This window comes from Paenibacillus sp. HW567 (assembly GCF_000374185.1).
Taxonomy (GTDB): Bacteria; Bacillota; Bacilli; order Paenibacillales; family Paenibacillaceae; genus Paenibacillus_AQ.
Window position 1 is genome coordinate 2,490,979 of record NZ_KB910518.1, and the last position, 14,151, is coordinate 2,505,129.

Sequence of the window (14,151 nt, forward strand, 5' to 3'; positions counted from 1 at the left end):
AGTTTCTAATCCTCCCCGTATCTCTGTCTATGTTCAAATATTAAAACGCCCAGTTTCCTTTCAGGAATACCGCTTCCCGTGAGCCATCGGCCGTAATGCCGTAAATGTCCATCTCCGACGAGCCGATCATGAAATCCACATGGGTAACACTGGTGTTCAGACCATGAGCAATCAGCTCATCCTGTGTCATTTCCTTGCCGCCTTCAATACAGAAGGCATACGCTGTACCGATTGCGAGATGATTGGAAGCATTCTCGTCAAACAGTGTGTTGAAGTAGAGGATATTGGACTCAGAGATAGGGGATTTGTGCGGAACGAGAGCAACCTCGCCAAGATATTTTGCCCCTTCATCCATTGCAATGAGATGTTCCAGCGCTTCCTGCCCTTGTTCGGCACTTACGCTGACAATACGGCCCTCTTCAAAAGTAATCGAGAAGCCGTCAATAATGTGGCCCCCGTGACTTAAAGGTTTAGTGCTTCTCACGGTTCCATTAACACCGGTCTTGAGTGGGGCAGTGAATACTTCTTCGGTCGGCATGTTGGCTACAAAAGTATGGCCTTTAGCATTGATGCTGTCCCCTTGCGCCCATAAATGGCCCTCTGGCAGCTCAATGCTGAGGTCAGTGCCGGGTGCTATGTAATGGAGGCTTCTATACTTTTTGGCATTCAGGATATTCGCTTTCTGTTCAAGGGTGTCCAAATGCTCCTGCCAGGCGGCAACAGGATCTTCCCGGTCCAGTCGTACGGTGTGGAAGATGGCTTCCCAGAGCTTATCTACGCGTTCTTCTGCGGGAACATCAGGGAATACCTTATCGGCCCAAGGCTGCGAAGGGATAGCTACAATACTCCAGCTAACCTTATCGGACATTTGATACTCGCGGTATTTCGTGAGTGCGGCACCGCGGGTTTTCTGATAGGTGGCAATCCGCTGCGGATCAATGCCTTTAAGCGCATCCGGGTCCTCTGCAATGACATGGAGAAAAGCTGCGCCATTCTCAGCGAACTCAGTCATCTCTCCGGCGAACCAGGTAGGCGTCTTGCTGAAAACTTCCGGTGCAGCGTGCTCAAACTGCTGGCGGGTAATGAACTCATCGCTCCAGTTGACCTTAACCTGACTTACACCGGTGGCATAAGCCTTGGCTGTAATGAGACGCACGAATTCAGCGGCCGAGATCGGCGCGCTTACGACCAGGATTTGTCCAGGTTGAACGTTAACGCCGATTTGAACGGCCAAGTCCGCATATTTGCTAAGCTGCGCTTCAAAATGAGACATTACGATTTCCTCCATTTACTAATTAGTAGTCTTTAGTATTAAATTATTAACCGCCGGATGAAAAAAGTCAATTAGAGTACAAAGGGAGGGATTTGCATTCATATCAATGATATACTATGTAAAAGCAAGGATGATCAGATGAAAGGAAGATCAGAGTATGAATGTTGAAATTATTAAAGCGGAAATAAAACGGGAAGAGGACCGCAGCTTCATCGGGAGGACAATCTTCAAGCTGGAGAACCATAACTTCCCTTACGAAATCACATTCTTCAGCAAGCGCGGCACGGAATGGGATTATAGCTTGAGCTTCGCCGGCGAGCCGGGCAGTGAAGAACAGTTCCTGGAAATCGACCAGCTTCTGGAAAATGATGACGATGTCTACAATCAGTTGCTCGATGCGGCACTGGATACTCAAGAGCTTCCGGAAGAGGAAGCGTAGCAACACAACAAATGCGACCGCTTTTGGCATGAACTGCCGGAAAAGGGTCGCATTTGTCATGTTAGGGTATAGCGAAGGGTTAGCACCGCAGCAGCGGTCAGGATCTAGCCGATGGTAATGTTCCCTTCGGGGTAGCGGTAGAGCTCCTTGCTGTTCTTGGGCTTAAGCGCATAGGCCAGAGTCAGTGGACCCGTCCGGCCAACGAACATAAGAATAATTACAAGGATTTTACCTATCGTTGTCAGCTCTGGAGTAAGCCCCATGGTAATGCCGGATGTACCGAAAGCCGAAACCGCTTCAAACAGTACAGTGAGGAAATCCGCGCGCTCTGTCACAGACAGCAGCATGGTGGCAGAGACAACAAGCATGAGTGAGAGCAGAGTCATGGTGATTGCGCGGTATACATTCTCTTTGGAGATCCGGTTGCGGAACATGACGATGTCTTCTTTCCCGCGGAGCCTGGCAAACGCAGTGACGACCAGAATAGCGAACGTAGTAATTTTAATCCCCCCGCCGGTCGAGCCGGGAGCCGCTCCGATGAACATCAGCAGAATCATCAGAAACTGGGTGGATTCCCGCAGCAGCGGAATCTCAATTGTAGTGACCCCTCCGGAACGCGGAGTAATTGCCTGCAGAAGCGAGGCCATAATTTTGCCGCCAGGATGCAGGGGCTTCAGTGTTGAGTTCAGCTCCAGCCAGAAGAATATAGCAGCGCCGACCACAATTAACACAGCGGAGGTAGAGAGAACCACCTTGGAGTGAAGTGTAAGCCGTTTGCGCTTAGGGTAATCGACCACATCGGATAGAACGATAAAGCCTATACCGCCGAGAAAGATCAGCAGCATGGAGGTGATATTGACAATAAAGTCCTCCGCATATCGGGTAAGCCCGCTGAACGGACCGTGAATATCTCCGAAAAGATCAAAACCGGCGTTGTTAAAAATGGAGATGCTGTGGAACAGCCCGTAGTATACTGCTTTGCCAAGCGGCATATCCACCGTAAATCTGGCGGCAAGCAAAATGGCTCCGCTGAGCTGGATGACAAGCGAGTATAGGAGCACCCTGCGGATCAGCTTAACGATCCCTTGCATCGAATTCTGATTCATGGATTCCTGCAGCAGAAGACGCTCTTTCAGCGAGATTCTCTTATTGAGCACGAGTGTAATTACGGTAGCCATAGTTACGAACCCCAGGCCCCCGAACTGAAACAGCACCAGCAGAACAATTTGCCCAAATTCGGTAAGCTGGGTTCCGGTATCTATGACCGCCAGTCCGGTGACACAGGTGGCGGAGGTCGCCATAAATAAAGCGTCAATGAAGGAGAGGCGCTCGCCGGTGGAAGCCGCAGGCAGGGACAGCAGAATCGTTCCAGCTACTATTAGTAGAAAGAATCCAAGCGATAGTATTTTGGGCGGCGTCAGCCTGAGGTTCCCAAAAGATAAGTTAGACAAAGCTCATTCTCCTGACGTCTGAAGATTAACTGACAAGATTATAGCATATCTTTACACCCCTCCACTGAAAGGGGCAGGAAATTAGCAGATTTTATCGAATTGGTTAAGGTACTAACTACAGTTTCATAGGGGAGGCTTTTTGACAGTGACAAGTCCGGTTCTGAATCAGATTGGTGCCGTCTTCATTCCGGTCAGTGATATTGAGAGGTCAAAAGACTGGTATTGCAGCTTGCTTGGGCTACCGCTTGACGGAGAAGTATTGTTCGGACATCTCTACGTTGTGCCGATGCAAGGACCGGGAATTGTGCTGGACAGCAAAATTTTCACAGCCGAAGCTGTACTGAAGGTGCCGGCTTTCCATCTGAATACGGAGGATATTGACGCTGCATACGATTTTGTCAAAGCATCCGGGGCAGAAATTCTGACAGACATTGAGAATGATCACTGGTTCAACTTCAAGGACCCGGACGGGAATATATTGATGATTTGCCGATGTTAAATGAAATGAAAATATAATTCATGTCATTAATTATTTCGGATAATTAACGATGTTAACTAAAAATAGGAGACTTTCGTTTATGATTAGAGAAGCCGTGCCGGAGGATGCGCCCTCCATTGAGCAGCTATACCGGATACTGCTGCCTGACCAGAAGGATATTAAGGTTCTGCCTGCAAGAATCGGTCAAATCGCAACCAATCCTGAGAGCTTTCTGTATGTATATGAAGCGGATGGAGCCGTTGTTGGAACGGTACATCTTCACTTTTGCATGGATGCGCTGAGCGGCGAACGGCCTTTTGCTGTGATTGAACGGGTAGTGACCGCGCCGGAAACGCGCGGCAAAGGTTACGGAGCCGCACTGATGAGGCATGCCGAAGAGACGGCTGCAGCCAGGGGAGCGCTTAAGGTGATGCTCTCCAGCGCCATGAGGCGGACGGAGGCTCACCGGTTCTATGAGCGGCTTGGTTATGATGGAGATGGAAGCAGACTTTTTAAGAGGTACCTCAATAGTGATTAAAAAGAGCGGGAGGAGGAATGGGAATGATTGTTACACTGAGGAAGCTGGTCCCGGCTGATGCCGCTGAGCTTCTTAATCTGCAGCACCGCCTGGATGAAGAATCCTCGTTCATGCTGCTCGAGCCTGATGAGCGGCAGACGGGTATTCAGCAGGTGGAAGAGATGATCGGGAGCTTCGCGGATGCCGAAACCTCCATCCTGATCGGTGCCGAGACGGATGGCAGACTGGCGGGCTATCTTTCCGTTAGAGGCGGAAGTGTAAGACGCAACCGCCACAGCGCTTATATCGTTATAGGCATCTTAGAGCAATATCAGGGCATGGGCATTGGCAGCGGCCTGTTTAAGGAAATGGAGAATTGGGCAAAGGAAACGGGAATCGTCCGTCTGGAGCTAACAGTTATGGTACATAATGAGCGTGCTTTGGCGTTATACAGCAAAAACGGGTTTGAGATTGAAGGGACCAAAAAGAAGTCACTTCAGGTGAATGGCGAGTGGGTGGATGAATATTACATGTGCAGAATATTTTCATCTTAAATGCAAGAAAGGCGCTCCATAACCGGAGCGCCTTTCGCTATATTTAAGATTGCCAGAATGCCAACATATCTATACAGTGCTGGGTTGACCAATCTTCATCTCAACCTTGCGGATGCGGTGGCGGTTCATCTCGCGGACGGTAAGCGTCACATGCTCATGAAGCACACTTTTGCCGACAGCGGGTTCCTCCAGATGGCTGTACAGCCATCCTCCAATGGTGGTGACCTCGTCGTCATCAAGATCAAGACCTGTCAGTTGCTTAACCTCCAGGACGGATACCTTGCCGTCAAATAGGTAATGGGAGTCACTGAGTTTCTCCACGTCCTTGCGTTCATCACCGTCAAATTCATCGCGGATTTCGCCGACAATTTCTTCTAGAATATCTTCGATGGTGATCAGACCGGAGGTCCCGCCGTATTCATCCAGCAGGAGTGCGATATGCACACGCTCCATCTGCATGCGGGTCAGCAGGGTCTTAACCGGAGTGACTTCCGATACCGTCAGGAGCGGCAGGATCAAGCTTTTGAAATCGAAGTCCGGGTTGTTGTCATATTTCAGATAGAGCTGCTTGGTATTGATCATCCCGATAATGTTGTCCTTGCTTCCGTCTGCTACAGGGAAACGGGTATACTGCTCCTTGCGGATGATCTCGATATTTTCCTTCAAAGAATGGTCTTTGAATAAGCACACCATATCTGTCCGCGGCACCATAATTTCCTTGGCCAGCATTTCGTCGAAGTTAAAAATCCGGTTCACATAGCCGTATTCGGCTTTGTTGATTTTGCCGCTTTCATAGCTTTCCGACAGGATCAGGCGAATCTCATCTTCGCTATGCGCATCTCCATGCTCACTGGCCGGCTTCATTCCGAACATGCGGACCAGCAGATTGGCGGAACCGTTCATGATCCAAATCAGCGGGTACAGAATTCTGTAGAACCAAATAATCAGCGGTGAGGTAATTTGACCGATCTTCTCCGGAATGTTTATAGCGGCTGTCTTCGGGGCAAGTTCACCGACAACAACATGCAGGAATGTGGCAATAATAAATGCCAATGCAAAAGCAATAGGCTCACTGACACTGTGACTGATATTCGCCAAATCGAATACCGGAATCAGCAGCCGCTCGAATGCAGGCTCTGCCAAAGCCCCGATACCGAGGGCAGTAATAGTGATCCCAAGCTGGCACGCAGACAAGTAACCGTCGAGGTTGGCGGACACTTTTTGTACAGCTAAAGCGTTCTTCTTCCCGTCAAGCACCATCTGGCTAACCTGGCTGCCTCTCAGCCGTACCAATGCAAATTCCGTCGCTACAAAAAATGCGGTTAAAACAATCAAAATTGCCACAAGCGTCAAACTAAGTCCTATACCCATAAAATCTTTACCATCCCTTTCGTTGTTAAAATAGGTTATACTCATATTATGAGTTCACATGAACTCATTGTACGAACTTTTATATAGAAAATCAAATGGCGAAGGGGTGCCATATATGGAAGCTATCACACTGAGCCGGATTGAGATGTCCGAATTGCTATTGTCCCTACACGGAGCTTCGGAGCGGAGACCGCTGAATATTCTACAAGAAGCCTGGACGAAATTTCATCGTGAAGAGGTACAGGAGGGCACTACTTTGCCTGCCTTTTTGTCCACAGAGATTCCTCCGTTCCTGCAAAAGATCATTAACGGCGGCAGAGTTAAAGGTCTGTCGCTCGGGGAAATTGCCACATTGGGCCACTTGATTGAGTACTCTACACTGTCGGTTACGGCCATGCAGAACTGGGTCAAACGCGACTTTAAGGAATATCTGGGCTCGCCCAGGGAGGGCAAGAAGTACTCAGTCAATCAGGCTGCGCTGCTCTTTATGATTGATGATCTGAAGGCTGCGCTTGATTTCGAAAGCATCCGTCAACTCTTCAGGCTGCTGTTCCTTGCGCCGGAACGGGACGATGATGACTTGGTAGAACCGGCTCAATTATATTATGGCTATGCAGAGCTGTTCGAGGAGATCAAAAGCTCTCCGGTGCTCCAGGTTCAGGGACTCGCTGACCGCAGTGCCCAGCAGGAATATTCAACCAAGGCGGACAGAGTGCTGAAGGCGTCGCTGGAAAATATGATGCAGCGCTTGAGCCATCTGACACGAACACAGCGGGATGCGGTACGGAACATGCTGATGATTGCCGCCATCTCCGTGCAAACCTGTTATTTTCAGGCGCTGGCCCGGCAATACTGTAATGCGGCGTTATTCCTTGATTTTTGATTCAGATTGATTAGCCAGAGCCAGGAAGAGGTGTATGAAGATGAATAAGTTGTCGCTGCTTCAGCATCCGAAGCAAAGAAAGCTGCTGTTTAGCGCAGGGCTTAGCTGGATGTTCGATGCAATGGACGTGGGAATGATTTCTTTTGTGGTGGCGGCGCTTGCCAAGGAGTGGGGGCTGGGACCCGAAAGAATAGGATATTTAACGAGCATAAATTCTGTGGGCATGGCCGTAGGCGCTGCCGCAGCAGGCATTCTCGCCGACCGCTTCGGCCGTAAATCGGTCCTCCTGTGGACGTTGCTGATTTTCTCCATAGCAAGCGGATTGTCAGCTTTTGCCGCAGGGTATGCGGTGCTGTGTGTGCTGCGTTTTGTGGCCGGCGTCGGGCTCGGCGGAGAGCTGCCGGTTGCTTCGACGCTGGTATCCGAGAGTATGCCGGCGAAGGACAGAGGACGGGCTGTAGTGCTGCTCGAAAGCTTCTGGGCGGCAGGCTGGATCGCATCGGCCCTGATCGCTTATTTCATTATTCCGGATTACGGCTGGAGAATCGCTTTTGCCATCGGGGCCGTTCCTGCCTTATACGCATTATATTTGCGGCGTGCTATTGAGGATTCCCCAAGGTTCACTGAGGTTAAAAAGAAGACAACGGTTCCTTTGCGCAGCCGTATTGCTTCAGTCTGGTCAGCGGAACACCGCCGTTCGACGTTGATGCTCTGGATTCTGTGGTTTACGGTGGTCTTTTCCTATTACGGCATGTTTCTGTGGCTGCCTACGGTAATGGTCCTCAAAGGCTTCAGTCTGGTCAGAAGCTTTGAGTATGTGCTGATTATGACGCTGGCCCAGCTTCCGGGTTATTTTACAGCCGCCTATTTCATTGAGAAGTTCGGCCGTAAGTTCGTCCTTGTCATTTATCTGCTGCTTACGGCGATCAGCGCGGCCTGGTTCGGAAATGCGACTACCGAGGGAATGCTGATGGCAGCCGGAATCTGCTTGTCGTTCTTCAATCTGGGTGCCTGGGGCGGAATGTACGCCTATACACCGGAGCTGTACCCCACAGCGATCCGCTCGACGGGAACGGGCATGGCGGCCTCCTTCGGGCGGATTGGCGGGATTATCGCACCTTCGCTGGTGGGTGTGCTGGTAGGCAAATCTATCGGCATCGGGTCAATTTTTTTGCTGTTTTTTGCCACGATTATTATCGGTGCGCTTGCGGTGCTCTTCCTTGGTAAAGAGACGAAGGGAACCGAGCTGACCTAAGAGCTGGCGGAGATGTCATCTACTTGATGTTCATCCGGCAAGAATGCTAATATTAGTAATGAATTGTAGACTGGATAACGTAATGCGAGACGAACAAGACGGTTCCTTCACAACTGTGAACAGGACCGTTTTTTCATAAAGCCGGATTGGCCGGCAGCTTGGAAATAAGTCTGCCGGCGTGTGAATGGGGGGAGAGCTATGAAGAGAAACGGGGAAGGGCTGCACTTTACGGAGCTGGTATGGGAGAGCACAGAGCAGAATCTGCCGATTCCAGCCCGGAATTCCGCAGATGCGGCAATACCCAAATCTCCGGCTGCCAGAGAAAAGAAGAAAGCGCCCGAAGAAACTACAGTACAGCTACAGCTATGGGATATGGAAGAAACGCAGGAGCCTGTGACGACAACAGAGAGTGAGTTTGTAATGCGCGCAAGGGAGCTTGTGGACCGCAAGGAAGCTGCGGCGTTATTTGTTCCATTTAAAAGCTATTGGCCGACCTATGGACATATGACGGGAGCGCAGAGCCGGTGGTATTTCTTTTGGCGGGAAGAAGTTAGGCAGGGCAGATACCTGAAGACCGATCTTTCGTACATCTTCTTGCATGTCTATGAGCTTATTAACGGGGTAGGCTGGGACGTCCCTGAGGAGGGCTATAGACAGTTGAATCTGATCTGGGAGGCGTACCGGGATCAGTATAAACGTCTGGATCAATATCTTGGCGGCTGGATTGCGGATTTTTCGTTTGTGCATCATTTGGAGGTTCCACTCTCGGGAATTGTTGCCCGTACGCGCGGTCTCGCCGGCGATCTGGCCGAGCTGGAATTAATGCGCTGTCTCTCGGCTGCCCCGGAGCAGTTGACCTTTGAAGTGCTGACGGTAATGTCGGACTATGATATCAGCAAATCCAAATTCTATATCGGTGACGGTAAAACGGCAGCGGAACGTTATATTCCCCAGGTGGTTGCACTCATTGACGCCTATGTGGCGCGGAAGCACGGTTCGAATCTGATCGGCATGTTCCCGCCGGGTCCGGCGGTGACCCGGGAGCGTTACCTGTTCCGCAGCGCCGTCTATGATATTTCATTATATGGGTATTCTGTACTTGTGCCAGTAGTGCGGATCAGCAAATCGCCTCCGCTGCGCAGTCTGATCACACGTCTGTTCCGGCTGACTGAGAATAAGCTGCGTGAGCTGCTGGGCTTCCGGGGCAGACTCAAGGACGTTCGGGTCGATGCGGATATGGAGGATCTGGTCACACGGTTTCTGAAGCGCGAATTCCGCAAAGCGGAGCAGGAGGAGAAGGGGCCGGCAGTGGTCATCGACCAGCAAAAGCTGGAGCGCCTGCAAAGCGACTCAGAAATCGTGCGTACAATGCTCACGGTAGAAGAGGTCACAGGGCTGGACGACAGCGGGTACGAAACGGAAGCTGCTGAAACCTGGGCCCGCGCCGGTTCGTCGGCAGAAGGAACCCTCGAAGCCGCAGGCGCTGTAAGTGATGAAGACGATGGGGAGCCGCCGGTTGAATCATTGGAGTGTGCTGTACCGGCTACAGAAGAGCATTTTCATAGCCCCGGTGACAGCGCCGCTGCGCTATGGAAGCCACTCGCGGCTGCGCTGACCCCCTTGCAGCGGGCTGTAGTGCTTGCCCTCGCCGCAGGAGAGGGTTCCACAGAAGTACATAATCTGGCTGCTGCCGGAGGTACTATGCCGGAGCTGCTGTTTGATGAGATCAATGAAATTGCCATGGATCTGCTCGGGGATTTGCTGATTGACGGTGAAGAGCTGAACGGGGAGTATGTGCCAATGCTGCATTACTTAATGGGGTGAAGGATAAATGAATGAACTGAAAATACCGAAACGGATAACGACAGCGCTGGTGAACTCACTGACTGCGGGAGTCGTGCCGCGTATCGGACTGGAGCATATCGCCGTCGGCCGCCGTCCAGAGGTGGAGGCGATCCTTCGGGATATGGACAATATCGCCGAAGGTGGAGCCGCCTTCAAGCTGATTACCGGCAAATTCGGCAGCGGCAAAAGCTTTTTGCTGCAGATCATCCGCAACTATGCGATGGACCGGGATTTTGTAGTTGCCGATGCCGACCTGTCGCCGGAGCGGCGGCTTGTGGGCACCAAAGGCCAGGGGCTGGGCACCTACCGTGAGCTGATGAGTCACCTGTCAACGCGCACACGCCCGGACGGAGGGGCGCTGGAGATTATGCTGCAGAAGTGGATTGTTACGCTTCAGCAGGCCGTTATGCAGGAGAAGGGCTATGGACCGGACTCCCCGCAGCTCGGAGAAGAGGTTGAGCAGCGAATCTACACGGTAGCTTCGGAGATGCGTGGCCTGGTGCACGGGTTTGATTTTGCCAAGGTGCTGGCATCCTACTGGAATGGACATAAGCTTGCGGATGATGATCTGAAGCAGGATTCTCTGCGCTGGCTGCGCGGTGAATTCGCAACCCGTACCGAAGCGCGTAAGGCGCTGAATGTGGGTGTCATTATTGATGATGACAACTGGTACGATTATATGAAGCTATGGGCCGAATTCACCGGCGCAATCGGCTATAAAGGGCTGCTGCTGTTCATTGACGAAGGCGTGAATCTCTATAAGATCACCAACAGCATCTCCCGCCAGAGCAATTACGAGAAGCTGCTGACTATGTTCAATGATACGATGCAGGGCAAAGCGGAGCGGCTGGGCATCTTCATCGGGGGAACGCCACAGTTCGTTGAAGATGGCCGGCGCGGATTGTTCAGCTATGAAGCGTTGCGTTCGCGTCTGGTAGCCGGACGTTACGGCGGAGCGGGGCTGAACAATTTCACCGGGCCGATTATAGCGCTGGACATGCTCTCCCATGAGGAGATTCTGGTGCTGCTGCAAAAGCTGCGGGGGATTCATGCCCTGCATTACGGCTATGAAGCCAGACTGACACAGGAACAACTGGTGCATTTCATGGAGGAAGCTGTGGGCAGGCTTGGCGCAGATGAGCTGCTCACCGCGCGCGAGGTGGTTCGCGATTTCATGGATCTGCTGCATACCCTGCACCAGCATCCGGAGATTTCGTTCGAGAAGCTCGTTGGCGAGCGTACTCCGAAGCCAGCCGGGACAGAGACAAATGAACTGGACGGCTTCCTTGCGGAGTTTGACCTATGAGCAGCAATCCGTTCTACAGGCTGGCTCCATTTATAAAAGAGTTCATCTATAAGAACCGCTGGGAGACCTTGCGGGAGGCCCAGGTGGATGCCTGCCGGGTGCTGTTCGATACCCCGCATCATCTGCTGATCGCCTCGGGTACGGCTTCGGGCAAGACGGAGGCCGCTTTTTTTCCGGCGCTTACTGAGCTGTATGAACAGCCGTCCGCCTCGGTGGGCATTCTCTATATTGCGCCGCTTAAGGCGCTGATCAATGACCAATTCACCCGGCTGAATGATCTGCTGCGCGAAGGCCACATCCCCGTCTGGCATTGGCACGGCGATGTGCCCCAGGCGGATAAGAGCAAGCTGGTGCAGAACCCTTCGGGGGTGCTGCAGATCACCCCGGAATCGCTGGAAGGGCTGCTGATGAACCGGCCGAACGCCATTCCGGCGCTGTTCCATGATCTGCGGTTCATCATCATTGACGAGGTGCACGCCTTCATGGGCGCTGACCGCGGCATCCAGGTCCTGAGCCAGCTTGCACGGATCTCGCGCATGGCCGGGTGCCATCCCCGGCGGATCGGACTTTCGGCTACGCTGAGCGATTACGCTTCCGTGACGGAGTGGCTCGCCGCCGGGACCCGCGAGAGCGTGGAGGTCTCCGCGCCGCAGGGCGGACGGAAGCTGCGCCTGAGCGTAGAGCACTTTTCCTTCCCGGATGCGCGGGACGAGCAGCAGGCGGAGCATCTGGAGCGGGCAAAGCAAGCTTACCACGGCTTCATTTATGACCACACGCACCTGAAGAAGGCGCTAATCTTCACCAACAGCCGCTCGGATGCCGAGGAGGCGATTCTGGAGATGCGCCGCCTTGCTGCGAAGCGCGGGGAGCGCGATGTGTTCTACGTGCATCACGGGAGCATCTCCGCGATGCTGCGTGAAGAGACGGAGGCCGCGCTCCGGCAAGGCTCCGGTCCCGCGGTGGCTGCAGCGACGCTGACGCTGGAGCTGGGGATTGACCTTGGCGAGCTGGAGCGGGTGCTGCAGATCGGCGCGCCGTATAGCTGCGCCAGCTTCGTCCAGCGGCTGGGACGCTCCGGCCGGCGGGGCGACGCCGCCTCCGAGATGATCTTCGTCACACCGGAGGAAGAGGACGAGGAAGCGCAGCTTCCGGCACGGATGCCTTGGACGCTGCTGCGGGCAATCGCGGTGATCGAGCTGTACGTGCGCGAGAAATGGGTGGAGCCGCTGGTAGTACGGCAACTGCCCGTAGGCCTGCTGTACCATCAGACGATGAGCATCTTGAAGAGCATGGGCGAAGCCGAACCTGAGGACCTGAAGGAGGCCGTCCTGAGTCTGCCTTCCTTCCAGAGCATCGACCCTGCGGATTATGATGCCTTCATGGAATATATGCTTGGCATGGGGCATATTGAGGTTATGGATGAAGGGGGCCTGCTGATCGGCATGGCCGGCGAGAAGATCGTTAATAACTTCCGCTTCTATGCTGTATTTAAAGACGATGAGGAGCATGTGGTCTACAACGGCACGGAGGAGATCGGTTCGATTACCACAGTGCCGCCGCCGGGCTACTGCTTCACGCTGGCCGGTAAGCTGTGGAAGGTGGAAGAGGTGGACAACCGCCACAAGGCAGTGTACGTCAAGGGCTCGCGCGGCAAGGTCGATACCTTGTGGGTTGGCGGAGGCGGGGATGTGCATACGCGCATTATGACCAAAATCCGCGAGGTGCTGGGAGCAACTGCACTGTACCCATACCTGGCGCCAAGTGCGGCAGCAAGGCTGGAGCGTGCCCGCCGTCTGGCGAAGGAGAGCGGGCTGCTGACCCATTCCGTCCTTCCCGCAGGCGGCGACTCCATGTTCATTCTGCCTTGGGCGGGAAGCCGGCAGTTCCGTACGCTGGAGCGTCTGCTCAAAAATAATTTGAAAGACCGGCTGGGCCTGCGTTCTGTTACTCCAATGGAGCCCTATTACATGGTAGTCGCCGGAAAGGCGGATTGGGAGACGCTGGAGGAAGAGATTATCGCTGAAGCAACAACCGTGTCAGACCCCGTAGCTCTGCTGGGACCGGATGAAGCGCCTTACCTGGGCAAATATGACGAATTTATCCCGCATGACCTGCTGCGCAAAGCTTTTTCACTCGACGGACTGGATGTTCCAGGTTTGCTGGGTGTGTTAAGGCAATGGCGGAAGAACTAAAAAAGAAGCTGATGCCGATTTCAAAAACCGGTGTCAGCTTCCTTTTGGATAAAGATGTATACATTGGAATTGCTCCATCAGGCTAGATGTTGTTGAAGCTATTCCAAGTGTCAATACTGTTAATACTTCCATCATTAAAGAAAATCACAGCGAGAACGATTATAGCAATTAGAATGGCATAAAGGATCGTGCCAATAATTCCGCAGACCAGTCCGGCAATCGCCATACCTTTGCCTTGCTCATAGCGGGTACGGATCTCCTTCAGGGAAATTGCTGAGAGAATGATGGCAACAATCCCGAATAAGAGGCCGACATATGGTGTTACTACCGCTAGAATACCAAGCACCATAGCGGCAACAGATTTGCCGTTGGTCCGGGCTGGCGGGGGAGGTGGAGGATAATACTCCTGATTTCCAAATGGTGGGGGTTGATAACTCATGTAGTAGCTCCTTTAAAAGTTTTATTAGTCTGCGCTCCATTGTATTATATAATATTTGCCAAATGGAGATGTGCTCTTTTTTATATCGGCTGTTCTATGTAGTTCGTCCAGGCCCCTTCTTGATGCCCCGATCTTGTTCACCTCCTGT

General features: G+C 52.6%; 13 protein-coding genes. 9 read left to right on the forward strand and 4 right to left on the reverse strand.

What is annotated here, in order from left to right; translation table 11 throughout:
* Positions 1 to 40: 40 nt before the first annotated feature.
* A complete protein-coding gene (locus B212_RS0111310; RefSeq protein ID WP_019910860.1) occupies positions 41 to 1,273 on the reverse strand; it encodes an aminopeptidase in 1,233 nt (410 codons plus the stop codon).
* Between the two features lie 157 nt (positions 1,274 to 1,430).
* Here B212_RS0111310 and B212_RS0111315 point away from each other — a divergent pair, with 157 nt between their 5' ends.
* Positions 1,431 to 1,712, forward strand: a complete 282-nt coding sequence (locus tag B212_RS0111315) for a hypothetical protein (RefSeq protein ID WP_019910861.1) — start codon at positions 1,431 to 1,433, stop codon at positions 1,710 to 1,712.
* 104 nt (positions 1,713 to 1,816) lie between these two features.
* On the opposite strand, the gene B212_RS0111320 is transcribed toward B212_RS0111315, so the two are convergent.
* Complete coding sequence (locus B212_RS0111320; RefSeq protein ID WP_019910862.1) at positions 1,817 to 3,163, reverse strand: TrkH family potassium uptake protein; 1,347 nt, start codon at positions 3,161 to 3,163, stop codon at positions 1,817 to 1,819.
* A 145-nt stretch (positions 3,164 to 3,308) separates the two neighbouring features.
* Here B212_RS0111320 and B212_RS0111325 point away from each other — a divergent pair, with 145 nt between their 5' ends.
* The 3 genes from B212_RS0111325 to B212_RS0111335 all read left to right on the forward strand — a co-directional run bounded on the left by B212_RS0111325 (position 3,309) and on the right by B212_RS0111335 (position 4,712).
* The gene (locus B212_RS0111325; protein ID WP_019910863.1) at positions 3,309 to 3,662 is read left to right on the forward strand and encodes a VOC family protein; all 354 of its coding nucleotides are present in this window, start codon (positions 3,309 to 3,311) and stop codon (positions 3,660 to 3,662) included.
* Between the two features lie 79 nt (positions 3,663 to 3,741).
* Positions 3,742 to 4,179 (forward strand): GNAT family N-acetyltransferase, encoded by a 438-nt coding sequence (locus tag B212_RS0111330; RefSeq protein WP_019910864.1) that lies wholly within the window; start codon positions 3,742 to 3,744, stop codon positions 4,177 to 4,179.
* 23 nt (positions 4,180 to 4,202) lie between these two features.
* Positions 4,203 to 4,712, forward strand: a complete 510-nt coding sequence (locus B212_RS0111335; RefSeq protein WP_019910865.1) for a GNAT family N-acetyltransferase — start codon at positions 4,203 to 4,205, stop codon at positions 4,710 to 4,712.
* A 69-nt stretch (positions 4,713 to 4,781) separates the two neighbouring features.
* Here the strand turns inward: B212_RS0111335 and B212_RS0111340 are convergent, their stop codons facing one another.
* Complete coding sequence (locus tag B212_RS0111340) at positions 4,782 to 6,083, reverse strand: hemolysin family protein (RefSeq protein ID WP_019910866.1); 1,302 nt, start codon at positions 6,081 to 6,083, stop codon at positions 4,782 to 4,784.
* Between the two features lie 115 nt (positions 6,084 to 6,198).
* Here B212_RS0111340 and B212_RS0111345 point away from each other — a divergent pair, with 115 nt between their 5' ends.
* The 5 genes from B212_RS0111345 (at position 6,199) to B212_RS0111365 (ending at position 13,564) form a co-directional block, all read left to right on the forward strand.
* Complete coding sequence (locus B212_RS0111345) at positions 6,199 to 6,966, forward strand: DUF1836 domain-containing protein (RefSeq protein ID WP_019910867.1); 768 nt, start codon at positions 6,199 to 6,201, stop codon at positions 6,964 to 6,966.
* 40 nt (positions 6,967 to 7,006) lie between these two features.
* The gene (locus tag B212_RS0111350) at positions 7,007 to 8,221 is read left to right on the forward strand and encodes an MFS transporter (RefSeq protein WP_028530757.1); all 1,215 of its coding nucleotides are present in this window, start codon (positions 7,007 to 7,009) and stop codon (positions 8,219 to 8,221) included.
* A gap of 198 nt (positions 8,222 to 8,419) precedes the next feature.
* Positions 8,420 to 10,045 carry a TerB N-terminal domain-containing protein gene (locus B212_RS31275; RefSeq protein WP_019910871.1) on the forward strand — a complete coding sequence of 542 codons (1,626 nt, stop codon included), beginning with the start codon at positions 8,420 to 8,422 and terminating at the stop codon, positions 10,043 to 10,045.
* Positions 10,046 to 10,052: 7 nt separating this feature from the next.
* Entirely contained in the window at positions 10,053 to 11,372 is a 1,320-nt protein-coding gene (locus tag B212_RS0111360) for an ATP-binding protein (RefSeq protein ID WP_019910872.1), read from the forward strand.
* Positions 11,369 to 13,564, forward strand: coding sequence for a DEAD/DEAH box helicase (locus tag B212_RS0111365; protein ID WP_019910873.1), 2,196 nt, complete (start codon positions 11,369 to 11,371; stop codon positions 13,562 to 13,564). Before B212_RS0111360 ends, B212_RS0111365 begins: the two co-directional genes overlap by 4 nt.
* An 82-nt stretch (positions 13,565 to 13,646) precedes the next feature.
* Here B212_RS0111365 and B212_RS0111375 read toward each other — a convergent pair whose 3' ends face one another.
* On the reverse strand, positions 13,647 to 14,003 hold the full coding sequence (locus tag B212_RS0111375; protein ID WP_019910875.1) for a DUF4190 domain-containing protein: 357 nt from the start codon (positions 14,001 to 14,003) through the stop codon (positions 13,647 to 13,649).
* Between the last annotated feature and the right edge of the window lie 148 nt (positions 14,004 to 14,151).